The organism is Halorubrum amylolyticum (assembly GCF_004114995.1).
Lineage (GTDB): Archaea > Halobacteriota > Halobacteria > Halobacteriales > Haloferacaceae > Halorubrum > Halorubrum amylolyticum.
This window is the reverse complement of the sequence record NZ_SDJP01000030.1, coordinates 1-25,145: the sequence shown is the minus strand read 5'-3', so window position 1 is coordinate 25,145 and position 25,145 is coordinate 1. Positions and strand designations below refer to the sequence as shown.

Annotated in this window: 21 protein-coding genes and 2 pseudogenes; 16 read left to right on the top strand and 7 right to left on the bottom strand. The window is 59.5% G+C overall.

Annotated elements, in window-relative coordinates:
• The first annotated feature begins 84 nt into the window (after positions 1–84).
• The 3 genes from ESO89_RS15450 to ESO89_RS15440 are packed head-to-tail and all read left to right on the top strand — an operon-like array spanning position 85 to position 3,585.
• On the top strand, positions 85–1,041 hold the full coding sequence (locus tag ESO89_RS15450) for an AAA family ATPase (protein ID WP_128906347.1): 957 nt from the start codon (positions 85–87) through the stop codon (positions 1,039–1,041).
• 2 nt (positions 1,042–1,043) lie between these two features.
• Complete coding sequence (locus ESO89_RS15445; protein ID WP_128906346.1) at positions 1,044–2,381, top strand: vWA domain-containing protein; 1,338 nt, start codon at positions 1,044–1,046, stop codon at positions 2,379–2,381.
• Between the two features lie 49 nt (positions 2,382–2,430).
• Positions 2,431–3,585, top strand: coding sequence for an XdhC family protein (locus tag ESO89_RS15440; protein ID WP_128906345.1), 1,155 nt, complete (start codon positions 2,431–2,433; stop codon positions 3,583–3,585).
• 74 nt (positions 3,586–3,659) lie between these two features.
• Here the strand turns inward: ESO89_RS15440 and ESO89_RS15435 are convergent, their stop codons facing one another.
• Entirely contained in the window at positions 3,660–4,559 is a 900-nt protein-coding gene (locus ESO89_RS15435) for a substrate-binding domain-containing protein (protein ID WP_128906344.1), read from the bottom strand.
• 94 nt (positions 4,560–4,653) lie between these two features.
• On the opposite strand from ESO89_RS15435, the pseudogene ESO89_RS15430 reads away from it, so the two are divergent.
• From ESO89_RS15430 to ESO89_RS15405, 6 genes and pseudogenes are all read left to right on the top strand, one after another.
• Positions 4,654–5,285: pseudogene (locus ESO89_RS15430) on the top strand (IS6 family transposase).
• A 354-nt stretch (positions 5,286–5,639) separates the two neighbouring features.
• Entirely contained in the window at positions 5,640–6,764 is a 1,125-nt protein-coding gene (locus ESO89_RS15425; protein WP_128906343.1) for a universal stress protein, read from the top strand.
• Positions 6,764–7,837, top strand: a complete 1,074-nt coding sequence (locus ESO89_RS15420; protein ID WP_128906342.1) for a DHH family phosphoesterase — start codon at positions 6,764–6,766, stop codon at positions 7,835–7,837. The genes ESO89_RS15425 and ESO89_RS15420 overlap by 1 nt, the downstream gene beginning before the upstream one ends.
• Entirely contained in the window at positions 7,834–8,370 is a 537-nt protein-coding gene (locus ESO89_RS15415; protein WP_128906341.1) for an Lrp/AsnC family transcriptional regulator, read from the top strand. Before ESO89_RS15420 ends, ESO89_RS15415 begins: the two co-directional genes overlap by 4 nt.
• A 104-nt stretch (positions 8,371–8,474) precedes the next feature.
• Positions 8,475–9,071 carry a rod-determining factor RdfA gene (gene rdfA, locus ESO89_RS15410; RefSeq protein ID WP_128906340.1) on the top strand — a complete coding sequence of 199 codons (597 nt, stop codon included), beginning with the start codon at positions 8,475–8,477 and terminating at the stop codon, positions 9,069–9,071.
• Between the two features lie 58 nt (positions 9,072–9,129).
• The gene (locus ESO89_RS15405; RefSeq protein ID WP_128906339.1) at positions 9,130–11,076 is read left to right on the top strand and encodes an archaea-specific SMC-related protein; all 1,947 of its coding nucleotides are present in this window, start codon (positions 9,130–9,132) and stop codon (positions 11,074–11,076) included.
• A gap of 39 nt (positions 11,077–11,115) precedes the next feature.
• Here the strand turns inward: ESO89_RS15405 and ESO89_RS15400 are convergent, their stop codons facing one another.
• Positions 11,116–11,829: a potassium channel family protein gene (locus ESO89_RS15400; RefSeq protein WP_128906338.1), complete on the bottom strand. Its 714-nt coding sequence runs from the start codon at positions 11,827–11,829 to the stop codon at positions 11,116–11,118.
• Between the two features lie 282 nt (positions 11,830–12,111).
• Here ESO89_RS15400 and kdpF point away from each other — a divergent pair, with 282 nt between their 5' ends.
• The 7 genes from kdpF to ESO89_RS15370 all read left to right on the top strand — a co-directional run bounded on the left by kdpF (position 12,112) and on the right by ESO89_RS15370 (position 18,434).
• Positions 12,112–12,201, top strand: a complete 90-nt coding sequence (gene kdpF / locus ESO89_RS15395) for a potassium-transporting ATPase subunit KdpF (protein ID WP_128906337.1) — start codon at positions 12,112–12,114, stop codon at positions 12,199–12,201.
• Position 12,202: 1 nt separating this feature from the next.
• On the top strand, positions 12,203–13,951 hold the full coding sequence (gene kdpA / locus ESO89_RS15390; protein WP_128906336.1) for a potassium-transporting ATPase subunit KdpA: 1,749 nt from the start codon (positions 12,203–12,205) through the stop codon (positions 13,949–13,951).
• Position 13,952: 1 nt separating this feature from the next.
• Positions 13,953–16,112: a potassium-transporting ATPase subunit KdpB gene (gene kdpB, locus ESO89_RS15385; protein WP_128906335.1), complete on the top strand. Its 2,160-nt coding sequence runs from the start codon at positions 13,953–13,955 to the stop codon at positions 16,110–16,112.
• The gene (kdpC, locus tag ESO89_RS15380) at positions 16,112–16,765 is read left to right on the top strand and encodes a potassium-transporting ATPase subunit KdpC (RefSeq protein ID WP_128906334.1); all 654 of its coding nucleotides are present in this window, start codon (positions 16,112–16,114) and stop codon (positions 16,763–16,765) included. Before kdpB ends, kdpC begins: the two co-directional genes overlap by 1 nt.
• Entirely contained in the window at positions 16,765–17,583 is an 819-nt protein-coding gene (locus ESO89_RS15375) for a universal stress protein (RefSeq protein ID WP_128906333.1), read from the top strand. The genes kdpC and ESO89_RS15375 overlap by 1 nt, the downstream gene beginning before the upstream one ends.
• Positions 17,584–17,697: 114 nt before the next feature.
• Complete coding sequence (locus tag ESO89_RS19535; RefSeq protein ID WP_449404949.1) at positions 17,698–17,856, top strand: DUF7556 family protein; 159 nt, start codon at positions 17,698–17,700, stop codon at positions 17,854–17,856.
• Between the two features lie 215 nt (positions 17,857–18,071).
• Positions 18,072–18,434 (top strand): hypothetical protein, encoded by a 363-nt coding sequence (locus tag ESO89_RS15370; RefSeq protein ID WP_128906332.1) that lies wholly within the window; start codon positions 18,072–18,074, stop codon positions 18,432–18,434.
• A 129-nt stretch (positions 18,435–18,563) separates the two neighbouring features.
• Here ESO89_RS15370 and ESO89_RS15365 read toward each other — a convergent pair whose 3' ends face one another.
• The 5 genes and pseudogenes from ESO89_RS15365 to ESO89_RS15345 all read right to left on the bottom strand — a co-directional run.
• Positions 18,564–19,781 carry an RNA-guided endonuclease InsQ/TnpB family protein gene (locus tag ESO89_RS15365; protein ID WP_128906331.1) on the bottom strand — a complete coding sequence of 406 codons (1,218 nt, stop codon included), beginning with the start codon at positions 19,779–19,781 and terminating at the stop codon, positions 18,564–18,566.
• Between the two features lie 318 nt (positions 19,782–20,099).
• Entirely contained in the window at positions 20,100–21,590 is a 1,491-nt protein-coding gene (locus tag ESO89_RS15360; RefSeq protein WP_394345381.1) for a TrkH family potassium uptake protein, read from the bottom strand.
• A 99-nt stretch (positions 21,591–21,689) separates the two neighbouring features.
• Positions 21,690–22,829 carry a universal stress protein gene (locus ESO89_RS15355; RefSeq protein WP_128906329.1) on the bottom strand — a complete coding sequence of 380 codons (1,140 nt, stop codon included), beginning with the start codon at positions 22,827–22,829 and terminating at the stop codon, positions 21,690–21,692.
• 2 nt (positions 22,830–22,831) lie between these two features.
• Positions 22,832–23,497, bottom strand: coding sequence for a potassium channel family protein (locus ESO89_RS15350; RefSeq protein ID WP_128906328.1), 666 nt, complete (start codon positions 23,495–23,497; stop codon positions 22,832–22,834).
• Between the two features lie 118 nt (positions 23,498–23,615).
• Positions 23,616–25,046: pseudogene (locus tag ESO89_RS15345) on the bottom strand (TrkH family potassium uptake protein); the annotation flags it as partial.
• Positions 25,047–25,145 lie beyond the last annotated feature (99 nt).

The following is a 25,145-nucleotide window of genomic DNA, read 5'->3' as shown; positions in this document are numbered from 1 at the left end:
GCCGCACCGCCGCGCCGTGGGCCGGACCGAGGCGCGATCGGAGACGCCACCGACCCGCGAGTATTTGGTCGCGACCAGACTGCCATGACGGACGAATCGAGCGCGCCGGCAGACCGAGACGCGACAGGGTCAACCGGGTTCGACGACGTCGGCGAGGAGGACCTCCGGGCGGCGTTCGAGGCGACCGACTACGTGGCCGACGACGAGATCGTGACGACGGTGCTTCTGGCACTTCGGCTCGGTCGCCCGCTGCTGGTCGAAGGGGAGCCCGGCGCCGGTAAGACGGAACTCGCGAAAGTGATCGCGGCAGGCTTCGACACGGAACTCATCAGGCTTCAGTGTTACGAGGGGCTGGCGGCCGAGAACGCGCTGTACGAGTGGAATTACACGAAGCAGCTGTTGACGATTCAGGCCGATGAGGGCGGCGTTGACGATGGAAACTCGGTGTTCAACGAGGAATACCTGCTCGAGCGGCCCCTTTTGCGGGCGCTCTCCAGCAGCGGCGACCGCCCGCCGGTTCTGCTCATCGACGAGGTGGATCGCGCCGACGAGGAGTTCGAGGCGCTCCTCCTCGAGGTGCTGTCGGACTTTCAAGTGTCGATCCCGGAACTCGGGACGGTGCAAGCGACCACTCCGCCGGTCGTCATCATCACCTCGAATCGGACGCGTGCGCTGAGTGACGCGCTCAAACGTCGGTGTCTCTTCCTCCACGTCGAACCGCCGAGCTTCGAGAAGGAGAAGTCGATAGTCGAGCGCAAGGTGCCGGAACTGGACGGCGCGATCGCGGCCGAGCTGTGTGCCGTCACCCAGCGGCTCCGGCAGGAACCGCTCCGGAAACAGCCGGGCGTCGCGGAGACGCTGGACTGGGCGCGGGCGATCGCTCAGCTCCGGGCCGACAACGGTGCGGAGCCGCTCTCGACGGTGGAAATCGAACACACGATCGGCTGTCTCCTGAAAGAAGTCGACGACGTGGCTCGGATCGACCAAACGATGCTGGAAACGCTCGCGGAGACCGCCAAGCAAGCGCGAGGTAGTGAGTAACCATGCTCCCGAGTGACAGCGACGGCGTGCCCGACGCGGCCGGAATCCGCGACGAGGTGCTCGAGGCGCTCGTGACGTTCGTCCGCGCGCTCCGACGGGCCGGCGTCAACGTCCCCGCCAACGCCGGCATCGTCGGAGCGCAGGCGCTCGTCGAAGTCGGATTCGACGACGAGGGGCGCGCCCGGGCCGCGCTCCGGGCCGCGCTCATCACCCGCGCGGAGGATGTCGAGACGTTCGACAGGCTGTTCGGAGAGTTCTGGCGGCGGATCGGCGCGCACCTCGATAGCGATACGACAGACGAATCGCTTGACGACACCCCGGACGGCGCGCTGGCTCCGCTCGGCGCCGAGAACACCCCAGCCAGCAAGACTACTGAGGCGACCACGGCCGAGGCGGACCGGGGAGACGAGTTAGAGGATGGTGATCTGCCGTTTCTGCGGAGCGCGATCGATCCCGGACCGCCAGATGGCGAGGCGGAGGGCACGACTGCGACGTACAGCCCCGCCGGACGCCCCGAAATGGTTACCGTTAACATGCGTGCGCTCGTCGACGACGAACCGTTGGACGCCGCGGTGGATCGGTTCATCGGGGCGCTCGCGTCGCTCCGAGGTCGTCGCTGGCAGCGTGCGGGGACCGGCGGTCGGACGGACCCGCGCCGTGCCCTCCGTCAGAGCGTCGCCACCGGCGGGGCGGTCGTCTCGTTGCCCGAGCGGTCCCGCCGCGAGACGGCGGTGCGGGTGGTCGTCCTCGCGGACGTCTCGCAGTCGGTGCTCGACGTCGTCGACCGAGGGTTCCTGCTGCGATTCCTCCGAACGCTCACGGTCCGGGTCCGCCGTAGTCGAGTGTTCTTTTTCGATAGCGACGTGCGGGACGTGACGACGGCGTTCGACGAGCCGACAACCGCTGAGGCCGTGCAGGCGCTTGAACGTGCAGAGACGAGTTGGGGCGGCGGCACGCGGATCGGTCACACCGTCGAAAGCGTCAGGCGAGAGCATTCGGAGGCTATCGACCGGCGAACCGTCGTGCTCGTCGTCAGTGATGGACTGGAGATGGGCGACGTGGCGGACTTAGAGCGCGAAATGACGTGGCTCGCGAGCCGCTCTCGGGCCGTGTTGTGGCTCAATCCGCTCGCCGCCACCCCGGGATACGAGCCGACGCCGGCGGGGATGGCAGCCGCGCTTCCGTCCGTCGACGGTCTCTTCGCGTTCATCGATCCTGACGACATCCTCGAGATCGCGCGGCAACTGGAACAGTACGGGGCCGGCGGCCGGATCGGCTTGGAGTACGATCCGCGCCGACGGCGGGAACCGACCCGACGCGACACGAAGACAGAACCATGACTCAGCGAACGACGAACGACCGGATCGAACAGGACACGAGGTGCCCGACATGACAGCCGGCGACTGGAGCGTCCCCGAGACGGAGGTGATGGACGCTATCGCCGAGGGGCTCGACGAGCGGAACGCGGTGTTGGCGACCGTCGTCGCGGTCGAGGGCAGCGCCTATCGACGCCCTGGCGCGAAGATGGTGATCGTTGACGACGGTGACGGTGTCGGCTCGATCACGGCGGGCTGTCTCGAAGACGAAGTGCTGGAACTGGCGACACAGGTGTTAGCGGACAGCGAGCCGCGAATCAAACGGTTCGACCTGACTGGCGACGACGACGTGTGGGGACTGGGAGTCGGCTGTAACGGCGTCATCGACATCCTTCTCGAACCGCTGGACGACCGCTATCGCCCCGTCGTCGACGCCTACCAGCGCGGCGAGGACACCGCCGTGTTAACCGTCCTCACCGCCGACGACGGCCGACTGGACCTCGGCGACCGGGCATTCGGATTCTCGACCGCGCGTTCGGACGAACCAGACCTGCGCTTCGAGACCACAGCATGGCCGGAGTGGATACTCGAGGAGCTATCGCCGACAGCGGAACTGCTCGTCGGTCGCGACAAATCGGACAGCGTCACTGTCGAACGAGACGGCGAGACAGTCGAGGTGTTCGTCGACAGCGTTACTTCTCCACCCGAACTCATCGTTTTCGGGAGCGGTCACGACGTGGCACCGGTCGCGAGCCTCGCGAAACGGGTCGATTTTCGAGTGACAGTGGCATCGTTCCGTGGAGCTGCTGCCGAGGAAAGTCGGTTCCCCGCCGCAGATCGCGTCCTGTCGACATCGCCGTCGGCGGTCCGAGAAACGCTGTCATTCGACGAAAACACCTACGCGGTCGTGATGACGCACAACTTCGTCGATGACCGGATCGTCCTCGAGGAACTGCTCGAGACGCCGATCGAATACGTCGGGCTGATGGGGCCACGAAAGCGCTTCGAAGAGATGCAAACGGAGTTCAGCGAGGAAGGGCGGACGTTTAGTGAGAGCGAGCTGGAGCGAATTTACACGCCGGCCGGCCTCGATCTCGGTGGGGGAACACCGTTCCACATCTCGCAGAGCATCGTCGCTGAGCTCACGGCAATTCATCACGACCGAGACCCACAGCATCTCAAAGAACGAGAGGGAACTATTCACAAGCGAGTGGAAATCGACAGCTGACACCCACCCCCTCAACGGAATGTAGCCGAAGAGGCGCTAAGCCACTTCCTCAACAAGCGATCGAGTAGGGTAGTTCACCTCGAATTCTGTTTCCAATCACTCGGGACGTATTGCTCAAAAGCGGAAATTTCGGAATTCGACACGGATCGAAATGCCTGTTCGCCGCCGACCCGAAACCCGTCGATGCGTGTTTGGCCTGACCCCGTGAGATATCCCACAAACGCCATCGCCAACCAATAGGCTACGTCGTGGCGGGCGGGATTCACAGGGATGATCCCGTATTCATTCCGCAGCAACGGCGGTGGACCCTTAATACCGCCATCAACATAAGTGACCAGTTGATCTTCAGCCACATTCAGAAATGTCCCGCGATCACAAAGTGTGTACGCTCCTGCTTGTGCAGCGATCACGAGCGTGTCACCCATTCCTTGGCCAGTTTCAGAATACCACGCACCATCCGGCTCGGTAGGTGTCTCACTCCACAACTGGCGTTCACGGAGATGCGTCCCTGAGCGGTCACCCCGAGATAAAAACGGTGCTTCGGTAGTAGCAATAGCCTCAAACGCAGCAACCGGATCCAAACCAGCGATATCGGCGGGATCGTCTGGTGGCCCGACCACGAGAAAATCGTTTAGCATCACTGCCCGGCGATTCACACCATATCCGTCGCGTAGAAAGGCGTCTTCTAACGGACGGGCATGGACAAGCACGATATCACAGTCACCGTTCCGGGCCGTTTCGAGTGCCGCGCCAGTCCCGCGCGCAACTGCATCTACGGCTGCTCCGAACTGGTGTTGAAAACCTGCAGTCAGTTCCGTGAGCAGTCCGCTATCACGAACTGTCGTTGCTGTGGCGAGTGTCAGCTGTTCGTCAGTGATCTCTGCTATATCAGCGGAAGAACTGGCACTACCGCATCCAGCAAGAGAAACGGCCCTACCGGCACCGAGCAGTTGTATACACTGTTGCCGGTTCATACATAGTAATTGACCACAATTATATTAATATTTCAGGGAACAATTTCGGGCGGTGTTAAGTTAATGAAGAGGCGGTCGATAGTTCGAATGTTCCATGTCCGAATCCAACCGCTTCAGCGAATCTACCGAGTGGATCGACTTGGAATTTGTGGAGCGAGAGCGGACACCCCGTGAGATCATTGAAAAGGCTATTCGCCACCATCTTGCTAAATTATCACTTTCAAATACAGTTATTCTTCTTGAGGAGTTGGGTGTCGATCGAAGTCGTGTTGCTGTTCACAATTGGGTACAGAAAGCCGGCTACAGCCAGCTGACGGTGAGAGCCCGGATCGCGTTGCGGTCGATCAGAAAGCGATCCGGATCAACGATGAGTAGTACTGGCTGTACGCTGCCGTTGATCCGCAGACGAACAAAATCCTTCATTCGCGGCTGTTTCCGACGTATACGATTCCAATCGCACGAGAATTTCTCACCGAATTAGCTGAGAAACACGATGTCGAAGACGCTCTGTTTCTCGTTGATGACGCAGACGATCTGATCGGTAGTCTCCGCCGCGAAAACTATAGCTACCGTGTCGAACAACACGGTTTCAGAAATTCCGTCGAACGTATCTTTAGAGAAGTAGAACGACGAACCTCTTCGTTTTCAAACTGTTTCAGTCATGTTGATCCACCGACCGCGGAAACGTGGTTGCAAGCCCACGCCGTCTGGTGGAATCATGCTTAAGTTACCACGACCCGGGATTCCTCCGGCTTTAGCCGGAGGAGGATGTCAATCTAGGAATATCTGTATTTCTATTCGGGGTTGGATTTAGAATTCTACCACCCACCGAAAGAGTTTACAACCAATCTGTTGTAAATTTGTGTAGGCCGACCGGAAATGTTATGCCTTCCTCTTCACTATCGGAATCAGAACACGCCCAATCATGACGCTTATACCCAGCTTTGGGTCAGGGCCAATCGACGGTATCTCGACTGGCACCTCAGCAGTACGATACGGGTTGTCCAGCAGCTGGTATTCCTCGAATGACTGGGTGTTCCACAGTATTCAGACACCTAATTTGACGGAGATACACAAGATATGACTGACCCTAACTCTATTCCGGTTACCGTCTGTGCGGAGACCAACAGAGATAGTGCTCCAGTTGGTGATCGGACTCAGCACTCTCCCGTGGCAGCTGCTTCGTACAAGCTCCTTGTTCCAATCCCCGAGCAAACCACTACGAAATACGGCAATATCAACGCTGTCAGATTACTACGAACGCCCTGTTCGATCGCTGCTGACCGGAATGGTTCGGTGACTATCACGACTATCCTGAACGCGCCCAGTGATCTCTCACTTGTAGATGTAGCGGCAGGTGATGAAGAGTTATCCCCGCTAGAGAGCCTGATTACCACGGCCCGGGAACGGATTGCCTCGATCGTAGAAGATGTTGCAAGCATCTATCCATCCGTTTCGGTACACGGGAGTGTGGTGGTGGGTCATCTGATTGAGAATGTGGTGGAACAGCTCACAGCAACCGATCGCTACAGTGGGTTATTCATCCCGCGAAGTGAGGACACTGAAACCACACTCTGGGATCGCTCCATCATCGATGAGATAGTCGATACCGCCTCATGTGCCGTCTACATAGAGAATCTCGGCGAATATTCGGATATCCAACGACCAGAAGATAGTAGTGGAGAAGAATTCACTGGAGAGAACCGGGCTTCATCTAACGGCACATCCGACATCCTGCTCGCTGTTGGAACGGGAACTCATTCGGTTCTTGGCGCAGAAACGGCACGCGCAATAGCACGACACTCCGGAGCGCGAGTCCACGCACTCCATCTGTATTCCACTACTACCGAGAGGCAGGTCAAAGCGGGTGGAGTGGATGCCTTGTCCGTCTGTGAATACGTCCTCTCGGATGTCCCCAATGTGACGTGTACCTCACGAGAGGTTGAGCATGTTGTCGATGACCTACTGGCAGAGATTGAGCAGTACGATGTGGCCGTCATGGGGTCACCAACGGAACAGCCCCTTCTTGATCGGTTATTCGCAACATCAAGACGAGGAGAACCTACAGCGGAGTCATCAGTGTCCATCATCATGGTCCGCCAACCAAACGATGCGATGAACACGGTTTACTATAGGTGGAAACGCGCAATCGAGCGTACGATCGAGGATGAGTCATCAGATTCACCAACCGAGGAGTCGAATTGATGTCAGAAAATACACCTACAGATCGTGCAACACTAGCAACCCCCTTAGGTAACCTCATCGACGACCAAGCAGTCGATTATCAGCGTCTATATGACCTGCTCACAGAGAGTGAATCAGTCGTAGTGGTGTGTCACGACAATCCGGATCCGGACAGCCTCTCAAGCGCCCTGGCACTATCAACAATCGCTGAGCAGTTGGGTGTTGTTTCGGCAACGATAGTGTATGGTGGAGTTATTTCTCACCAACAGAACCGGGCGATGGTCAACGCGTTGGATATCGAAGTGACACCGATTGAGGAGTGTTCGCTAGCCGACTTCGATCTCGTCGCGTTCGTTGACCATAGCATCCCAGGACGGAACAACCCCGTCTCGGAAGAGTTGACTCCGGATATCGTGATCGATCACCATTATTCAGAGGAAGTCAGCGGGCAATACGTAGACCATCGGCCCGATGTCGGCGCGACGGCAACGATCCTGACGCAGTATCTACAAGCGTATGAGCTGGAACTCGATGAGCGACTTGCAACGGCGCTCTTGTTCGGAATACATCGAGAGACACTGGGCTTCACACGAGAAACCACTGCTGCAGAACACGCGGCCGCGAGCTTCCTTCACTCGCTTGCGGACCATTCGCTTATTGAGTCGCTCTCAAATTCGGTGTTTACGTGTGAAACACTCAATGGAATCGGAGACGCAATTGCCAACCGGGAGGTTCGGGGCTCTTGTCTCGTGTCTTCACTGGGACGGATTCACGAGCGGGATATCCTTCCGCAGGCAGCAGATTATTTGCTTAAGCTGGAGGGGGTGAGCACGACCGTCGTATTCGGTATCGTCGACGATAACATCCATCTTAGTGCGCGAACGAACAACTCGCAGGTACATATCGGCGAACTCCTCAAAGACACGTTCGACGAGGACGGAAGCGCCGGCGGCCATCACGATATGGCTGGCGGCCAGATCCCGCTCGGTCTGCTCGGACCGGTCGATAAAGACGACGATGTGGCGACGGATCTCCTCAACCAGTCGGTTACAAAACGACTCTTTAGCGCGTTGGATAGCTGGGCGGAGTCATGACACAAACGCCACCGTCGGATAACGCTCAGAGCGACCAAGAAACCGCTAAACGAATCACGGAGATCGATACGGTGGACAGACAGATTCTCTGCGACCTCTTTACCGATGCGCGGAATACGTCAAGCCGGGATATCGCTGACAAGGTCGATGTGACACCGGCGACAATTCGGAACAGGATCGATAGGTTGGAGAGAAGTGATGTGATCGAAGACTACCGGCCAATCATCAGCTACCAGACTCTGGGACGGTTTAGGGTGCTGTTTATCTGTTCGACCGGTGCGACTGCTCGTGAAACAGTGTCCGAACGAGTTAGTCGGCGTCCGAACGTTGTCCAAACACGCGAACTACTCAGTGGGAACGGGGATCTACATGTGGTTGGAACTGTGGCTGGAACAGACAGCACCTCACAACTGGAGAGCGAGCTGTCCGGGTTCGATCTCGAGATCGAGGACATTTCGCTAATCGCGGCAGATGAGATGAGCCTCGACGCGGAGTTCGCCACAACTGAGAACACGACTTCCGATAATGATTGACGTCCTCCTCGTGGTGAACACACGACTCGTCGCTCAGAGCGAAACGTCTGAACTGGATGGCATGATCGATACACTCGTAAGATAGCGTCGCCTCCGGTTCATCAATGAATCAGGACACCGAACCCTGTTGTAAGGTCAGCCGTATCGCTCAAGAGTATCACATTCCGAACCTGGATCAGGAGTTGATAAGACGGCGCGATCACGGCGACAGTCTTCGCAATCTGGCTACGTATCTAAACAAGGAGATCCTGTCGGAGGCACTCAGTTCGGCCGCCCGCGAAGTGATCGGCGATGCTGATAGCATCTACAACGTATTACACGGAGATGACGTGAATCGGAGCCGACAAGCGGAGTTACGCTCGAAATTACAACGGAACGATGTCGATGTCGACGGAGTCGAATCGGATTTCGTCTCTCATCAGACCGTTCGGAACCACCTCCACGACTGTAGGGAGATCGACACGTCTCGGGAGTCGACGGCCGATATCGAAGGGTCACGAAAGACGATCGAGTGGGCCCAAGCACGGTCAGAGGGAGTGATTGAACAGACCCTCGAACGGCTTCGGTCCGCCGACGAGATATCGGAGCGGCCGACGCAGGTCACGCAGTCGGTGAGAGTCGCCTGTACCGCGTGCGGGTCGACGTACCGGATCGAGAATTTTCTCGAACAGCGCGGATGTGACTGCCCCGGCGGAGAGTGAGTCGCTGGAGTACATAGCGGCCGGTTCGCTTATTTACCACTACCAAGTAGAGGTGGGTATGAGCCAGTGCGCGCCGGGGGATGTTGTCACGATATACGCCGAAAACATCGGCGGTCTCGATGCCAGCGAGGTCCAGTTCACTCCGGGGGTCACAGTATTGGAAGGTCGAAACGCGACCGGTCGGACATCACTCCTGACGGCGATAACCGGAATATTGGGCGGAGGTTCGCCCGCGATTAAGGCGGACGCGGACGAAGCATACATTCAGATCGATTGGGGAGGAAAGACCTACCGACAGGAGTTCACCCGCGAAGAGGGAGAGATACGGCGTACCGGAGAGCCCGTCTCAAATCGCGACGATCTGATCAATCTGTTCGTGTCGTTGACTGAGTCGAATCCGGCACGTCGAGCGATCATGCAAGGTGGCGACCTGCGTGATATCATTATGCGACCCGTCGATACCGACGCCATTCAGCGCCGGAGCGAGGAGTTACAGTCCGAACGAAACCGGCTCGGACAGCGGATACGGCGCATCGAAGACGACCTCGATCTGCGCACCAGCTTGGTATCGCGAAAGCAGTCGTTGGAAGAAGAATTGGCGGAGCAGGACCAGGAGATCACGGAGTTACGAGAGCGGCTCGAACAGCACGACGCCGACCCGGAGCAAGCGGAGGCCGTCGAGGAAGCACTCGGGTCACTCGAGGAGCGGAAACAGGAGTTGGAATCGGTCCAGAACCGCATTCGGACCCAGGAGGACACCTTCGAGGCGCTCAGAGACGAACAGAGCGAGCTCCAAACGGAGCTCGATGCGCTCGACACGTCAGAGGCGGAACTGGACCGGATCGAGACGCGACTGTCAGAACTCACGTCCCGCGAGCGATCACTGGCCGCGACGATCAACGACCTCTCCGCGATCGTGGAGTTCAACGAAGATCTCGTTTCGGACGCCGATTCGGAGCTCCTGAGTACCGGTGATTCCGTCGACTCGCTGACCGCAACGCTCGATCCGATGTCCGAGACGGTGGAGTGCTGGACCTGTGGGAGCGACGTCCAACGGAGCGAGATTGCCGATCGGCTCGACGAGCTCCGGAACGTCGTCGAGGAGAAACGGCAGGAGCGGTCCGAGGTACAGTCGCAACTCGACGAACTCCGGGAAGAACAGAGCGAACTGCGGGACCAGATCGATCGTCGCCGAGAGATAACCCGGCGGCTCGACGAGATCGAAGCCGAGTTCGACCGTCGAGAGGCCGACATAGCCGATCTCAAGGAGGAGCGAGAGGACGTCAGGGAGCGACTCGGAGAACTCGAAGAGTTCGTCGCGGAGCACGAGTCGTTACAGGAGAGCGAACTCATCGAGGAGTATCAGCGACTGAGCGAACTCGAATACGAGCGCGGACAGATCGAAGAAGAGCTATCGACCGTTCGCGAGAACCTCGCGGAGTTGGATCGCCTCGAACAGGAACGGGACCAGCTCCGGTCACAACAGCAGGAGGTTCGCGAGGATCTGGAGAACCAACGCACACAGATCAGGGACCTGGAAGAGAACGCCATCTCCGCGTTCAATAGACACATGGAAGAGATTCTTGGTATCCTTGACTACGAAAACATCACTCGCGTCTGGATCGAACGGAAGGCCGGAGCGGAGTTCGAGGCCAGCCACGGTGGGTATCGCGGGGGGTCCGCAACTCGATTCGACCTACACCTCGTTCGCGAAACGGACGACGGGAAGGCGTACGAGGACACCGTCGACCACCTGAGCGAAAGCGAGCGGAACATCGTCGGCCTCGTCGTAGGCCTCGCGGGGTACTTGGTCCACGACGTCCACGAGGTCGTCCCGATGATGCTTCTCGACTCCTTGGAGTCGATCGACTCTGAGCGCATCGCGGCGCTCATCAGCTATTTCACGGAGTTCGTCCCGTATCTGATCGTGGTACTCCTTCCGGAGGACGCGGACGCATTGACGGACGACTACGCGTACGTTCCCGCCGAGAGTCTCGTGTCGTGACCCAAAGCTAAACGAGTTTACAACCATTTGGTTGTAAAATCATGGGTCACGATGCTCGGCCGGAGAAGCCCCATCATCGTCGTCGGGTCCGAACGGAACGGTAACTTCCTGAGTGATTCCGTCCTTCGAGAACACCGTGACGAAGTCGCCGATTTCGATCTCCGTGTCACCGCGCGGGATGATGATCTCCCCCTTTCGTTCAACGGCCACGACGATCATACTGGGTGGAAGCAGCCCGGCGACATCGGCCTCTTCGAGAGTTTGCCCGACGATCGGTGCGTCTTCACCGACGACGAGTTCGAACACCTCCGCGTCGCTTTCGGCGTCGCCGACGTGCATGAAGTCTTGAATTCCGGGGTCCTGAATTCCTCTAAACAGATACTCGGCGATCAATCGCTGAGGATTTTCGATGATCGTGGCGCCCAGTTGCTCGAACAGCGGGATGTTCGTTTCCTTGTGGACGACGCTGACGAGCTTCTCGCATCCCATGTCGCTGGCGAGCATCAACACCATCAGGTTGGTCGCGTCTTCCTCGGTCGTCGCGATGATCGCGTCCGCCTCGCCCACGCGCGCTTTGTGGAGCGTGTCCCGTTCCGTCGCGTCGTCGTTGATCACGCGGCAGTGCTCGGACGATTCGAGCCCCTGAGCGCGCTGCGGCTTCCGCTCGATGACGGTGATGTCGGTGTTCGCCTCGATCGCCATCTCCAATACACTCGATCCTATGCGTCCCGCTCCGACAATGACCGTCGTCATAAAGTAGCCCTCGGCACCAAAATATTATAATCCATCGGAACAGGGGTCGGAGGTCGCGTCAGGCTCATAGTACACCGAACGACGAACTCTGGCAAAACATCGCAGGTTCCACGCCCGCGTGGTGACGACCAGACCGGAGCCAGTCCGGTGAACCCGGATTCGGGTGTGCGATCCGGGGCGAGACCGCAAATCGAGTTCGATGATATTACAACCAATTGTTTGTAAAAACTCGTTTTCAAATCCGTGTGCTTAAGTACTATTGAGTTTTCGGAGCAATCGCACATGCTAATCGGAGAAGCGGTACTGGCAGCGGTGACTGTAGCGGTCGTGGCGTACCTCACGTACGTCATGGTGTACCCAACGAGGTTCTAACATGGCGAGCCCACCACCAATCGTGGAGTACGCGGTGTTCTTCGCGTTAGCCGCCATCCTGATCTTCATCCTCGGTGAGTACCTCGCGTGGGTCTACCGGGATCAGGCTAACAGCGACCACAGATCGCCGAGTTACCTCTCGTGGTTCGAACGATTCGATAGGGTGTTCACACCGATCGAGAACGGGTTCTATCGCCTCTCGGGAATCAATCCGAGACGGGAGATGACTTGGAAGGGGTACGTGAAAGCGGTCCTCGTGTTCAACGCGTTCATCTGGGTGCTGTTGTACGCCGTTCTGGTCTTCCAGAACGTGCTCCCGATGAACTACGTCGGCGTGGGCGGCGAGAGCCTTGACCTCGCGTTCCACACGGCGAGTTCGTTCACCTCGAACACGAACCAGCAGCACTACAGCGGTGAGAACCTCTCGGTGTTCACCCACACGTTCGCGATCGGCATCGCGATGTTCCTGACGCCGGCGACCGGGCTCGCGCTCATGCCCGCGTTCGCCCGCGGATTCACCAACAAGGAGGACCCGCGTCTCGGGAACTTCTACGAGAACGTGGTTCGGGGGCTCGTGCGATTCCTTGGACCGATCGCGGTCCTCATCGCCGTCATCCTGATGGCCGAGGGCTCGGTGCAGACGATCCTCAGCGGGAAACTCACCGCAGAGACGTTCACGATGGGCGTCCAGAACATCCGCATCGGTCCCCACGCGGGGATCGAGGCGATCAAGATGTTCGGGACGAACGGCGGGGGGATCAACGCGGCGAACGCGGCGACCGCGTTCGAGAATCCCACGCCGCTCAGTAACCTCGTCCTGACGCTGGCGATGCCCATAGGCACGTTCAGCGCAATCTACGCGTGGGGTGCGTGGGTGGGGAACCGGAGCCACGGAGTCGCAATCGTGGCTGCGTTCTTCATCATCTACATAACCCTCACCGGCGTCGCGGTCGTCGGTGAGACCGGTGCCAACGTCGGCATGGAGGTCACCGAGAGCGGCCTGACCGTCGATCAGTCGGTCGGGAACATGGAGAGTAAGGAGACGCGCTTCGGGCCGACCGGCAGTGCGATCTGGGGGCTGACGACCACCTCGACGACGAACGGGGGTGTAAACAGCATGCACAACAGCTGGACCGCCCTCGGCGCGTTCTCGCTGCTGTTCGCGTTCGCCACCAACAACGTCAGTAACGGTGTCGGGACGGGGCTGTTGAACATCCTGATGTTCGTCATCCTCACCGCCTTCATCGGCGCGCTGATGATCGGCCGGCGCCCGCAGTACCTCGGAAAGAAACTGGAGTGGCAGGAGATGCGGTACGTCTTCGTCACCATCCTCGTCCTCCCGATACTGGTACTGATACCACAGGCACACGCCGTCGTGTACCAGCCCGCGGTCGACGCGATGAACACCGGCGGGTTCCGCGGGTTCTCCGAGATACTCTACGAGTTCTTCTCGGCGTCCGCGAACAACGGGAGCGGGTTCGAGGGCCTCGGCGACGGCACGATGTACTTCAACATCGTCGACGGGTTCCAGGTCCTTTTGGCCCGGTACGTCCCGATCACGGCCCAGCTAGCCATCGCCGGCTATCTGGCGAACAAGAAGATCAGCCCCGACTCGCGCGGGTCGCTGGACACGGACACGCCCGCGTTCGTCGGCCTCCTGATCGGCGTCATCATCGTCGTCAGCGCGCTGGTGTTCCTGCCGGCGCTGGTGTTCGGCCCGATCGGAGAGCTGCTGAGCGGAGGTATCTGACATGGCAGAACTCACAGTAACGATAGACACGGACCAACAGAAGCAGGCGATCAGCGACTCGTTCGCAAAGCTCGACCCGCGGTATCTGGTCAAGAATCCGGTGCTGTTCGTCGTGGAACTCGGGACGCTCATCGGTCTGCTGTTGACCGTCGTCCCCGGGCTGTTCGGCGCGACCGGCTCGCGGCTCTACTACGCGATCATCACCGTCCTCCTGGCGTTCACGGTGCTGTTCGCGAACTACGCGGAGGCGTACGCCGAGCTGGAGGGCGAAGCGCAGGCGGACAGCCTCCGGGCGTTACAGACCGAAACAGAGGGGAAGCTCCTCGAAGATCCCGAGGTCGACCTCGAAGCGGTCGACGAGGACGACTACGAGACCGTCGAGAGCGACACCATCGCGCAGGGCGACGTCGTGTTCGTCGACGAGGGCGACATCATCCCGCGCGACGGGACCGTCGTCGAAGGGAGCGCCTCCGTCGACGAGTCCGCGATCACCGGCGAGTCCGAGCCGGTGATTCGGCAGTCCGGTGGCGACCGTACGTCGGTCGTCGGCGGGACGGAAGTTCTCTCCGACAGCATCAAGGTCGAAGTGACCTCCGAGGAGGGCGAGTCGTTCCTCGACGAGATGATCGGTCTCGTCGAGAACGCGCAGCGCCAGAAGACGCCCAACGAGATCGCGATGACGATCCTGTTGGGCGGACTGACGCTCGTGTTCGTCGTCGCCGTCGCGACGATGTTCTTCTTCGGGGAGTACCTCGCGACGTTCGCCCCGAACTTCACTGGCTTGGACGTCGCCGAGCTCGTCGCGCTGCTCGTCGCGCTCATGCCGACGACGATCGGTGCGCTGCTGGCGGCCATTCGCGTCGCGGGGATGACCCGCGTCACCCGACGCAACGTGATCGCGAAGTCCGGGCGCGCGGTCGAGGCGGCCGGCGACCTCGACGCGCTCATCCTCGACAAGACGGGGACGATCACCACCGGTGAGCGGGTCGCACAGGACTTCCACCCGCTCGGCGACGCAGACGACGGAGACGTGGTGCGGGCCAGCTACCAGTCGTCGCTGTTCGACGAGACGACCGAGGGCCGCTCCATCGTGAAGCTCGCGGAGAGGATGAACGGGTCGGAGTCGGACGCCGAGAGCGGCCAGTCAAACGCCGCCGCCGACGAGCCCGGCAGCGCCATCGAGGCGCCGCGGGACGTGAGCGTCGACCTCGACGGCGCGGACCTCTCCGAGGAGAACTTCGTGCCGTTCTCGGCGGAGACGCGGATGAGTGGTATCGATCTCTCCGACGGGACGGAGATCCGCAAGGGTGCGGTCGACGCCGTCGAAGAGTACGCGACCAGCGTTCCCGGCAAGCTCCGCCAAGAGTCGAACCGGATCAGCGAGAACGGCGGAACGCCGCTCGCGATCGCCGTCGACAAGCGGGTCGTCGGGATCATCGAGCTACAGGACGAGCTGAAGCCGGGTATCGCGAACCGGATCGCCGAGATCCAGAAGATGGGCGTCGAGACGATCATGGCGACCGGTGACAACCAGCGGACGGCCCGCTGGGTCGCCGAGCAGGTCGGCATCGACGAGTTCCACGCCGAGTTCGACCCCGAGGAGAAGATCGAGCTCGTCGAGGACATCCAGGACGACGGGAAGCTGGTCGGGATGACCGGCGACGGGACGAACGACGCCCCGGCGCTGGCGAAGGCCGACGTCGGCCTCGCGATGAACGCGGGGACCAACGCCGCGAAGGAGGCCGGGAACATGGTCGACCTCGACTCCAACCCGTCGAAGATCATCGAGGTCGTCGGTATCGGGAAGCAGCTGCTGATGACTCGCGGGTCGCTCACGACGTTCTCCGTGGCGAACGACGTCGCGAAGTACTTCGTGTTGCTGCCCGCGATCCTCGCGGCCGCGATTCCGGGGCTGGCGGTGATGGACGTGCTGAACCTCTCGACGCCCGCGAGCGCGGTCACGGCGACGCTTGTGTACAACGCGTTCATCATCCCGCTGCTCATCCCGCTCGCGCTGCGCGGCGTCGATTACGAGGCACAGAGCGGTGCACAGCTGTTGCGTAAGAACCTCATCGTCTACGGAGGTGGCGGCCTCATAGCACCGTTCATCTTCATCAAGGCGATCGACGTGCTGTTCGTCGCGCTGGGGGTGTTCCAATAATGGATAGTCAAGATCTCATCGTGCCGCTGCGGCTGCTGGGCGTGAGCGTGCTCGTCTTCGGGCTGCTCTACCAGGGGTCGCTGATGGCCGTCGGCGACGTACTGTTCCCGAACAACTCGGCCGGCAGCCCCGTCCAGATGGAGGGACAGGAGGTCCCGGTCGGCTCGCAGATGATCGGCCAGGACTTCCGTCCGGGCCAGCCCGAGGACGCTCAGTACTTCTGGAGCCGTCCCTCGGCGAACGATTACAACGCGATGACGTCCGCGAGTACGAACTGGGGACCGACGAACCCGCTGCTGGAAGAGCGGGTGCGCGCCGACCTCCAGAACATCTCGCAGTACGAGACGCCGGACGACTCCGTGCCGGTGAACCTCGTCTCCGAGTCGGGGTCGTCGTACGACGCGCACATCTCGCCCGCGGCCGCGGAGTACCAGGTGCCGCGCGTCGCGAACCAGACGGGCGTCTCCGAAGAACGCCTCGAAGAGATGATCGACGCCTCGACGAGGGGGCCTTGGCTCGGCGTTTGGGGCCACGAGCGCGTGAACGTGCTCGAACTCAACATCATGGTCAGAGGGGAACTCCAGGAGCAACAGAGCCTCTCGGACCAGAACAGCAATGTCGACGGCCGTTCAACGATCGAAGGTGACCACTGATGACAGAACCCAACGACATCGGCTACGAACGCGTGCTTGTCCCGGTCGGTGACAAGTCGGACCCGAACATGCTCACGCACCTGTCGAGTGTCCTCGTCGATCCGCGGCGGGGAGCCGTCCGGTTCACGCACGTGACGACGGACCGGAGCTTCGTCGGCTCCCAAGAGAACTGGCGGACCGGGTCCGACAGCGTCGCCGAGAGCCAGCATACGCTCCGCGAGGAGGGTATCGACAGCACGGGGACCATCCGAACCGCCTCGTCGGCCTTGGACGGCATCCTCGAAGAGGCCGACGAGTACGACGCGGACGCCATCCTCATCGGCTGGACCGACAAGGATTCCGTCTCAAGCCTGGTCGATAAGCTGCTCCGAAAGGCGAACTGTGACGTGATCGTCTTCAGTGCCGACGGCGATCCGATCGACACGGACTCGATCCTCGTCCCGGTGGTCATACCGCCGGACGAGAACCGGCTACAGATGCTCGCGATCATGAGCCAGCGGACCGAAGCGACGGTGACCTTCGCCTACGTGGCCGGAGACGACGGCTCCGAGGAGGAGGGACAGGAACTCCTCGATCAGTCGGTCGACCGACTCGCGGAGTACGGCGTACAGGCAGAGACCGAACTCGCGAGTTCGACGAATCCCGTTCAGAAGCTCGGAGAGTTATCCGAGAACCACGACATCATGGTTATCGGGACCTCTCGCGGGTGGTGGCTCCGGAAGAGTCTCTTCGGTCGCAAGACCGACAAGATCGCCAGGGAGGCACAGAGCTCGATACTGATGCACAAGTGGCAGGGGGAGGTGCCGCCGGACAGCTGAGCACGTCCCGCCCTCTGAGGCGGACCTCCCGCTGAGATCCGCCGTATCAGCGCGTACTGACCCAGTAAGTCGAACCGAACGACAGACCCCCTTTCCGCCAGCGGTTTCAGAACGATGTACATCCCCCAAGGAAACTCCGACGACACGGGTCCGGAACGCTCTGTCATGGGCGCTGTCGACAACGATCGCTACGTGATCGCGGACCTCGAACACGAAAGCCGATGGATCACTATCGCAGAACCTCTCGCAGTCGACCTCCACGAGTTTAGGTGACCGTCGGCGTCGAACAGAATCTCCCTCCGGGCGCCTCTCGGCCCCGCGGGACCGCTTCGTCGTTATGTCTGGCTTCGCCGCGCTTGGATCGGGTGGAGCGGTTCTCCGCGTGACAGTCCCGCAGACGGTCGAACTGCTGTGTACCGGGCTACCCCTCTAACGGCGAACGAGAGAGCCACCGACAGGTATGTGCGTCTGTGCGTGAACCCTCTCGTATGGTTCGATCAGCGACGCCCGTCGGAATCAAAGTCGTCTGTCTCGTCTGGCTCCTGTTTGCCCTCCTGAACGGGGTTCAAGTCGGGCGAGTGCTGACGGCGACGCCGCTCTCGGGGGAACTGTTGGTACCGATAGGGCTCATTACGGTTCTCTCTGCCGCCTACGTCGCGGTAAGCGTCGGTCTCTGGAGAACTCGGGCTTGGGCGTGGAAGGGAGCTCTCGGGCTCGTCGTCGTCGGCGGTGCCACCGCACTGGTTCAGGGGGTCTACGGTCTCCCCGTCGGATTCCTGATGCTGCTCGTCGGGATCTATCTCGTCGTCCGACGCGACGTGTTCGCAGACGAATCCGTTTCCGCGTCGTAGATCTAGTCGACATCCCCGACGATCTCTTGCGTCGCAGAATCGAGGACTTGAGAGAGTACTTGGTTGGTCAACGGCCCCGCGCACGGTGGCGCGGGGCTTGTCAGTGAACTCGGCCTCTGCCGACCGTGGTTAGTCGGACGGGACAAAGCCCCGGTTCGGCGTCACCGTTCCTGACTTCAGGGCGAGTTGACTGTCGCCCGTCCGCCGCGACGACTGTAGGCCGCGACGGACATACCGCCACCCAATATTCTTCGCTCCAACATAGTCCGCGTTCGCCGTCGTACCACACCTCTCGCACTCAAACTCTGCCTGTGTGACGCGGTTCCCTTTACTCGTGTGTCCACATTCGGGACACCGACGACTCGTATTCTCCGGATCGACGTACTCCACGCAGATGCCTTCCGCATCGGCCTTGTACTCCACGAGATCAACAAGTTGGCGATGCGCCCACTGGTGGAACTCTTTGACCGGCGGCGCACGCTCTCTGATGTGGGTCAGGTTCTCGAATGCAATGTATTCGCAGTCGTGATCCAACGCTTCTTCGATAATGTCGTTGGCCACGCGATGCAGGACATCCCGAACGTAGCGGGACTCTCTGCCACCCATCTGCTGGATGGTGCGGTGTCCGGACTGCGTACCGGTCTGTTGGAGACTGCTGCGAATCCGCTCGAACTCCCGGTGTCGATGTCTGAGTTCTCTGCCGGACGCGAAGTACGCCGTTGAGGTTGTGGCGATATTGACGATACCGAGGTCGACACCGAGAACTGTCCTGTCCTCGTCGTCGCCCTGTTGTTCGACCTGTTTCTCGGGCTGGGGGTTGCGGAACCCGAGATGCAGGTAGTAGTCGCCGTCACGCCGAGAAAGCGTGGATTCGGTGAGCTCCCAGTCCTCATCGTTGAGGTACTGGTGTTGGTAGCCGTCTTCGTCGTCCGGGAGTGCAAGATCGCACCGGATGCGGTCGTCAACCGTTGCGAGTGAGACCGTTTCGTCGTCGAACAGCGTCATCGTCCGAGTGTCGTATTTCACCGTGGTGGCGGTGAACTCCGGACACGAGGTTTTGTAGTTCTCGTTTAGTTCTTTGATTTCTTCGACGCCGGAGAGTGCGGCTGCGGCTTGGTGGGTGGCGAGGATTGCGTGTTGACTCCCGAGACGTGTTTCCTCCAACACCGTGTCGTATGCGAGGTCTTGGAGGTGGGTTTTCCGCGTTTCACCCGTTCGCCATCCGATCCGACTGTTGATGTTGCAGGCGTCTTGCCACTCGTTGATGGTGGCGTCGAGCAGATCTTGTTGCTCGGTGGTGAGGATGGGGCGGGTGATTGCGGTTCGTCTCAGATAGTCGTCCGCCACGGCTTTCAATAGACGTGTAAGGTACTTAGTAATCGGTGGTTTGTGGCAGTGGATGTCGGCTTCCTCCCCGCCCACGGTGGGGCGGGGAATCCGCCTTGCTATCTAGTTGAAATACGCCGCACTCTCTCGGAGGCTCTCGTCCCGGTTACTTGTCTAAGCATTCGGTCATCGATATCCGGGATGTGGTAGTCCGCAGCTACCCGCGTGACCTTCCGACACGATTCGGAACCCTGCGTCCCCATTACGTACCGTAGTGACCCCATGATTAGGAGTGTCTCGGTTCAAAAGACCGCAGAGAGGTGGTATCCCGTTGAACAGTTATCGATAGAGATTGAGGCGCTGTAATATCGCCCCGAGTAGTACTGCAACGGGAATGATCTCAAGCCGCCCGACCCACATATTGATGATCAACATCGCTTTCGCAGTGTCGGGCATCGTCGGACTGGTGATACCGGAGTCCAGCCCAACGTTACTCTGGGCACTCATCACGTCGAAGATCACGTACTCGAGCGGGTAGCCCGGTGAAAGAACACGAAGTAAGACGGCAACACCGATCATCAGGAAAACGATCCAGAGGATGAACACTACTGTTGCTTCTATGTACTCCCGTTCTGCCTGCTGTTCGTCGAGCCGTCGGTCCCCGATTGTGAGATACCGAACCGCAGTTGAAGGCTCGAAAACGTTGCGTATTTGCCAGGCTGTCCCTCTGACTAATGTAACTATCCGGATGATTTTGAGCCCGCTAGTCGTCGACCCAGCCGCGCCACCGGTGAGCATTCCGAGACACGTCACCAGCGTCGCGCCGGGACTCCAGACCTGTTCGGTCCCACCACCGATTGACTCGGTGCCGAACCCGGTGTTCGAGACCGCGGATACGAACTGGAACAGACTCGCGCGGAACGTATGTTCAAGCGTGTCGTATTGGCCGTTTGCGAACAGAATCGCCGTTAGAACGAGTGACCCAGCCGTGAACCAGATGAACACCCACCGCGTCTGCAAGTCAGCGTAGAAGTTTCGTATTTTACCTTTGAATATCAGATAATGGATGGGAAATGCGATACTGCCAGCAAACATCACTAGCACAACGGCGTATTCGATCAGCGGGCTATCGTAGTGGCCGATCGACGCGGCGTGAACAGAGAATCCGCCGGTGGCGATACCGGTCATGGCATGATTGATCGCGTCCCACGGCGGCATCCCGACGAGGAGAAACAGCACGATAGACCCGACCGTGAGCCCCACAAAAATCTTCCATATCTCCCGAACTGTCGTCACGATGCTCGGATGAATCTTCTCCGATCGCGCTTCACTCTCGTAAAGCGTGTACGAGCCACTGCTTCCGCCACCTCGGCTAAGGATCGCGACGGTCAGCACGATGACGCCGACGCCCCCGACCCACTCGATGAACGACCGCCACCAATGGATCGACCGCGGTAGTTTGTCTTCGACAGCAGCCATAGTCAGTCCAGTCCCGGTGAAACCACTCATGCTCTCGAAGATTCCATCTAACGGGTTGAGAAAGATGACCGTCGTGTCATCCATCGGCGGCGTATTCATCCAGACTGGGAACGGGTCGACTTGGATCGTCCACGCGATAAGTAAGAACGGCAGCCCGCCGAGGATACCGATTAGCGCCCACGCAGTGGCCGCGGTGACCATCGCATCGCGTTTCTCCGGTGGGTCAGCGTCTCGGTACCGTCGGACGAGCCCAGTCCCAATAGCTCCCATAATGACCGCGGTGACGGCGAAAGCGGGCACCGCGTAGAATTCGCTGTTAACGGCTGCCACGATAATGGAACCTGCCGACATCAGAGAGATAGCCTGTATGATCCGACCAACGTCGTGTCCGACTGCGCGTGTGTTTACTGTCAACATGAATCGTCAGTTAGCAACTCGCCTACCCACGTTTTATTCAGACCGCTCATTGTCGTCTGTCGCTTCAATCCCCTGCTTCCATCGATAATAAAGCGATCGCATCGTCGTGTCAGCATCACGTGCCATCAGTATCGTCGCCTCGATCTGCTCTGAAAGCGTCTCTTGTAACGATCTGAAAACTAGCTGCTCCAGTTGCGATTTCTGTTCCGGCGCTCCAATTGAGACGAAATCGTACTCTGTCGCTGCTTCCGCGATCGCCTCGGCCGTCGTATCGGCCACTTGGAGCTCCGTCGTCGTCGAGACGTCGGGTCCGAGGACGTAGTCAGCGAATTTCAGGATGTCCTCTCCATCAGCACGCTCTTCATCGGACGCGTCGGACGAGATGACGTGGAGAACGGTGACCGGCACATCAGCAGCGCGTGCCACCGCGCGTGCTGCCTCCGTAGCAAGGGCAGCGTGTGGACCTGCGCTGACTGGAAGCAGTATCGAGTCGACGGGCCTCGCTTCGGAGTCAGCGAGCGGAGCGATTGTATGGTCTTCGACGTCTGGGATGTACAGTGGAAACTCACCACCTTGCGTGCCCACGGTTTCAACGAAGACATCACACTCAGCGTCGGCCAGTATCGCATCGATGGTAGTTCTACTGAAGATCCAGCCTTCTTCGAGTCCAACACCGCGTAAGAGTAGGACCGCTGTCTTACCGTCTCGCTCCGTGACATTGAGAACACCGCTGGTGATGTCTGTCACAACCCGGACGGCTGCCGTGATCGACACGGTCGGATCGAGTTCCTGCGCCACCTCGACCATCTCCGCTATCTGGGTGCGTCGTTCTTCGATAGTTTCGACCGCGGCCGTTCTATCAACGTCGTCTGGTTGCTCCGATTGTACGTACTCGCGAACCGTTTCGAGTGTCGTGTCGCTTGGAACGGTCTCGACGCCGAGGAGAAGCACTCGGCCGTCGTTGTCTGCTGCGAGCGCGATGGCAGTCTGTAAAAACCGCCGGACATTGATCCCCGTATACGAATCAAGAAGCGTCTCGGTTAACGGAACAACGACGAGATAATCTGGTGTCTGTATTACCGGGCCGCTCCGGAGGTGCGAATCTTCGGCCGATTTAGATGTTTCTGGGTGAACAGATATACGAACCGGCGAGCCCTCAGAGTCGTTTGACATCGCTATGACGCTGTGAATATATCCGCAATCTGGTTTGTTGCCCCATTTCCACAGAAGATCGTCACTTCATCACCCGCCTGGATTTTGGTTTCCCCCTGCGGAATGATCAGTTCGCCGTCCCGAACGATCGCTACGATAATCGTTTCTTCGGGGAGTAGATCCTCCTTGTCAGCGTCGATCAGGCTGAGCCCATCGACGGGAGCACCCGTATCGACAGTGGCCTCGAGGATCTCGGCGTCACCAGTGATCGGCATGAACTCCTCAATTGCGGGGTGTTGGACGGCACGATAGAGGTACTGGCCATTCAGCTGGTGGGGACTTTCGACGATGTTCACGCCAAGATCCTCGAACAGTTCCTTGTGTGCGGGATCGTTGATCGAACTCACAAGCGTCTCGACCCCGTACTGTTTCCCGAACATGGTGACCATGAGATTCACCGAATCAATTGGGGTGGTCGAAATGAGCGCATCCGCTTCTTCGACGCCGGCTTCAAGCAGTATGTCCTTCGATGCGGCATCCGCGTTAATGACGAGGCAGTCGTAGCTTGCGCTCACCTCCTCGGCCAGCTCCGCGTCGCGTTCGATAACGACCACGTCGTGGTCGTCCTGAGTAGCAAGGTCGATGACGATACGTCCGGTGCGGCCTGCGCCGACGACGATTATGTACATTGGTGTTGTTGTGACAGCGTTAGTTACTGAGCGATACGGTCAGAGAGCGTTACAGGCGGAGGCGGATCAGGAACATCAAAAATCGTGTTCTTGGAATTTGTCCCAAAAAACATGCGAATCACCTCCGGAAGAGACTGCTAATCAGGACGAGGACGGGAATGATCTCAAGCCGTCCCATCCACATCTGGATGATGAACAAGAGTTCGGCGACGACCGGCATACTCGGACCAGTGATTCCGGAGGACAGGCCCACAGTCCCCTGTGCGCTCGCAACCTCGAAGATCGCGTCGGCCAGAGTGAAATCAGATGGGAGGACCGCCAATAGCACGAACAGCGATATGACCAGCACACTGAGGTACGCAGCCGCCATCGTACCCGCAGCGCGGATCTCATCGTTGGCCTCGTCGGTTTTGAACGTCTGTCGTCCGATCCGGAGGTCATCGACGGCGTGGTCAGGGAGAAACACCCGGGAGACCTCCCAGCTGATCCCGCGAGCGACGATGTAACCGCGGAGAATCTTGATCCCTCCAACTGTCGCACCGGCAGACCCCCCGATCAACATCGCACCGAAGACGATGAACATAACCGCACCGTTGTTCCAGTCGCCGATCGCAGACGTCTGCCACCCGGTGGTCGTCTGCGCGCTGATAAACTGGAACAGGCCCTCACGGAACGCCTGGCTCGTCGCCACCCGCCCGACGTACCCGATCGGATCGCCGTCGTAAGGGACGCCGACCCACCGCGCGAGAAATGCCGTCAGACCAATCGCGCCGATGACGAACAGCCCGAACATGACCCTGACCTGCGGATCGCGCGCAAACTCCCGGATGTCACGTTCGGAGACCGCTGTGTAGTACACCGGGATCGAAATCGCGCCGGTGATCATTGTGGGGATGTGGACAATGTCCATCGCGTAGGAGTTGTAGCCCGCGATAGAGTCGTCTAGCGTGCTGAATCCGCCGGTTGACTGGCCGGTCATCGCGTGGTTGAGTGCGTCAAAAATCGTCTGCTCGATCCCATACCCGGGGAGGACGATGAACGTCGCTACCGCGAGATAGATTGCCACAAGAGCCGTGACACCAACGTAAATCTTCCAGATCGCACGCGCGGTTCCGGCGATGCTCGGCCGTAACTTCTCGCTACGCCCTTCCGATTGGTACAATGAGACACCTGCGGCCCCGAGTGGCTGTCGGAGAATCGCCAACGAGAGGACGATCATCCCTGCGCCACCGATCCACTGTATTTGCGAACGGTACCAGAGGAAGCCGTGGCCGACTGAGGGCTCACGAACACTCATCGTGAGGCCAGTCGTCGTATACCCGCTCATACTCTCGAAAAGCGCGTGTATCGGATTCTGGAAGTTGAGAAGACTTGACTGGTAGCTGGCACCTGCCGGCACGAAGGATTCAAGGACAGCCGATGGCGTGATGTACGCCGCAATGATGAACGGGAGGGCACCAAACGCTGCCGTGACGAGCCACCCGAGCGCGGCGACGATCATTGCGTGGTAGCGTTTCGGTTCCGGTGCGTCTACACAGACCTTGTATGCAACGGCTGTGTTGAATCACTAGATGGCGTCGGTACGGGTCGCTAAATCAAAGGAGTTGAAGCGGGAGACTTCAGTTGTTCATGACCCAAATCTCCCGCT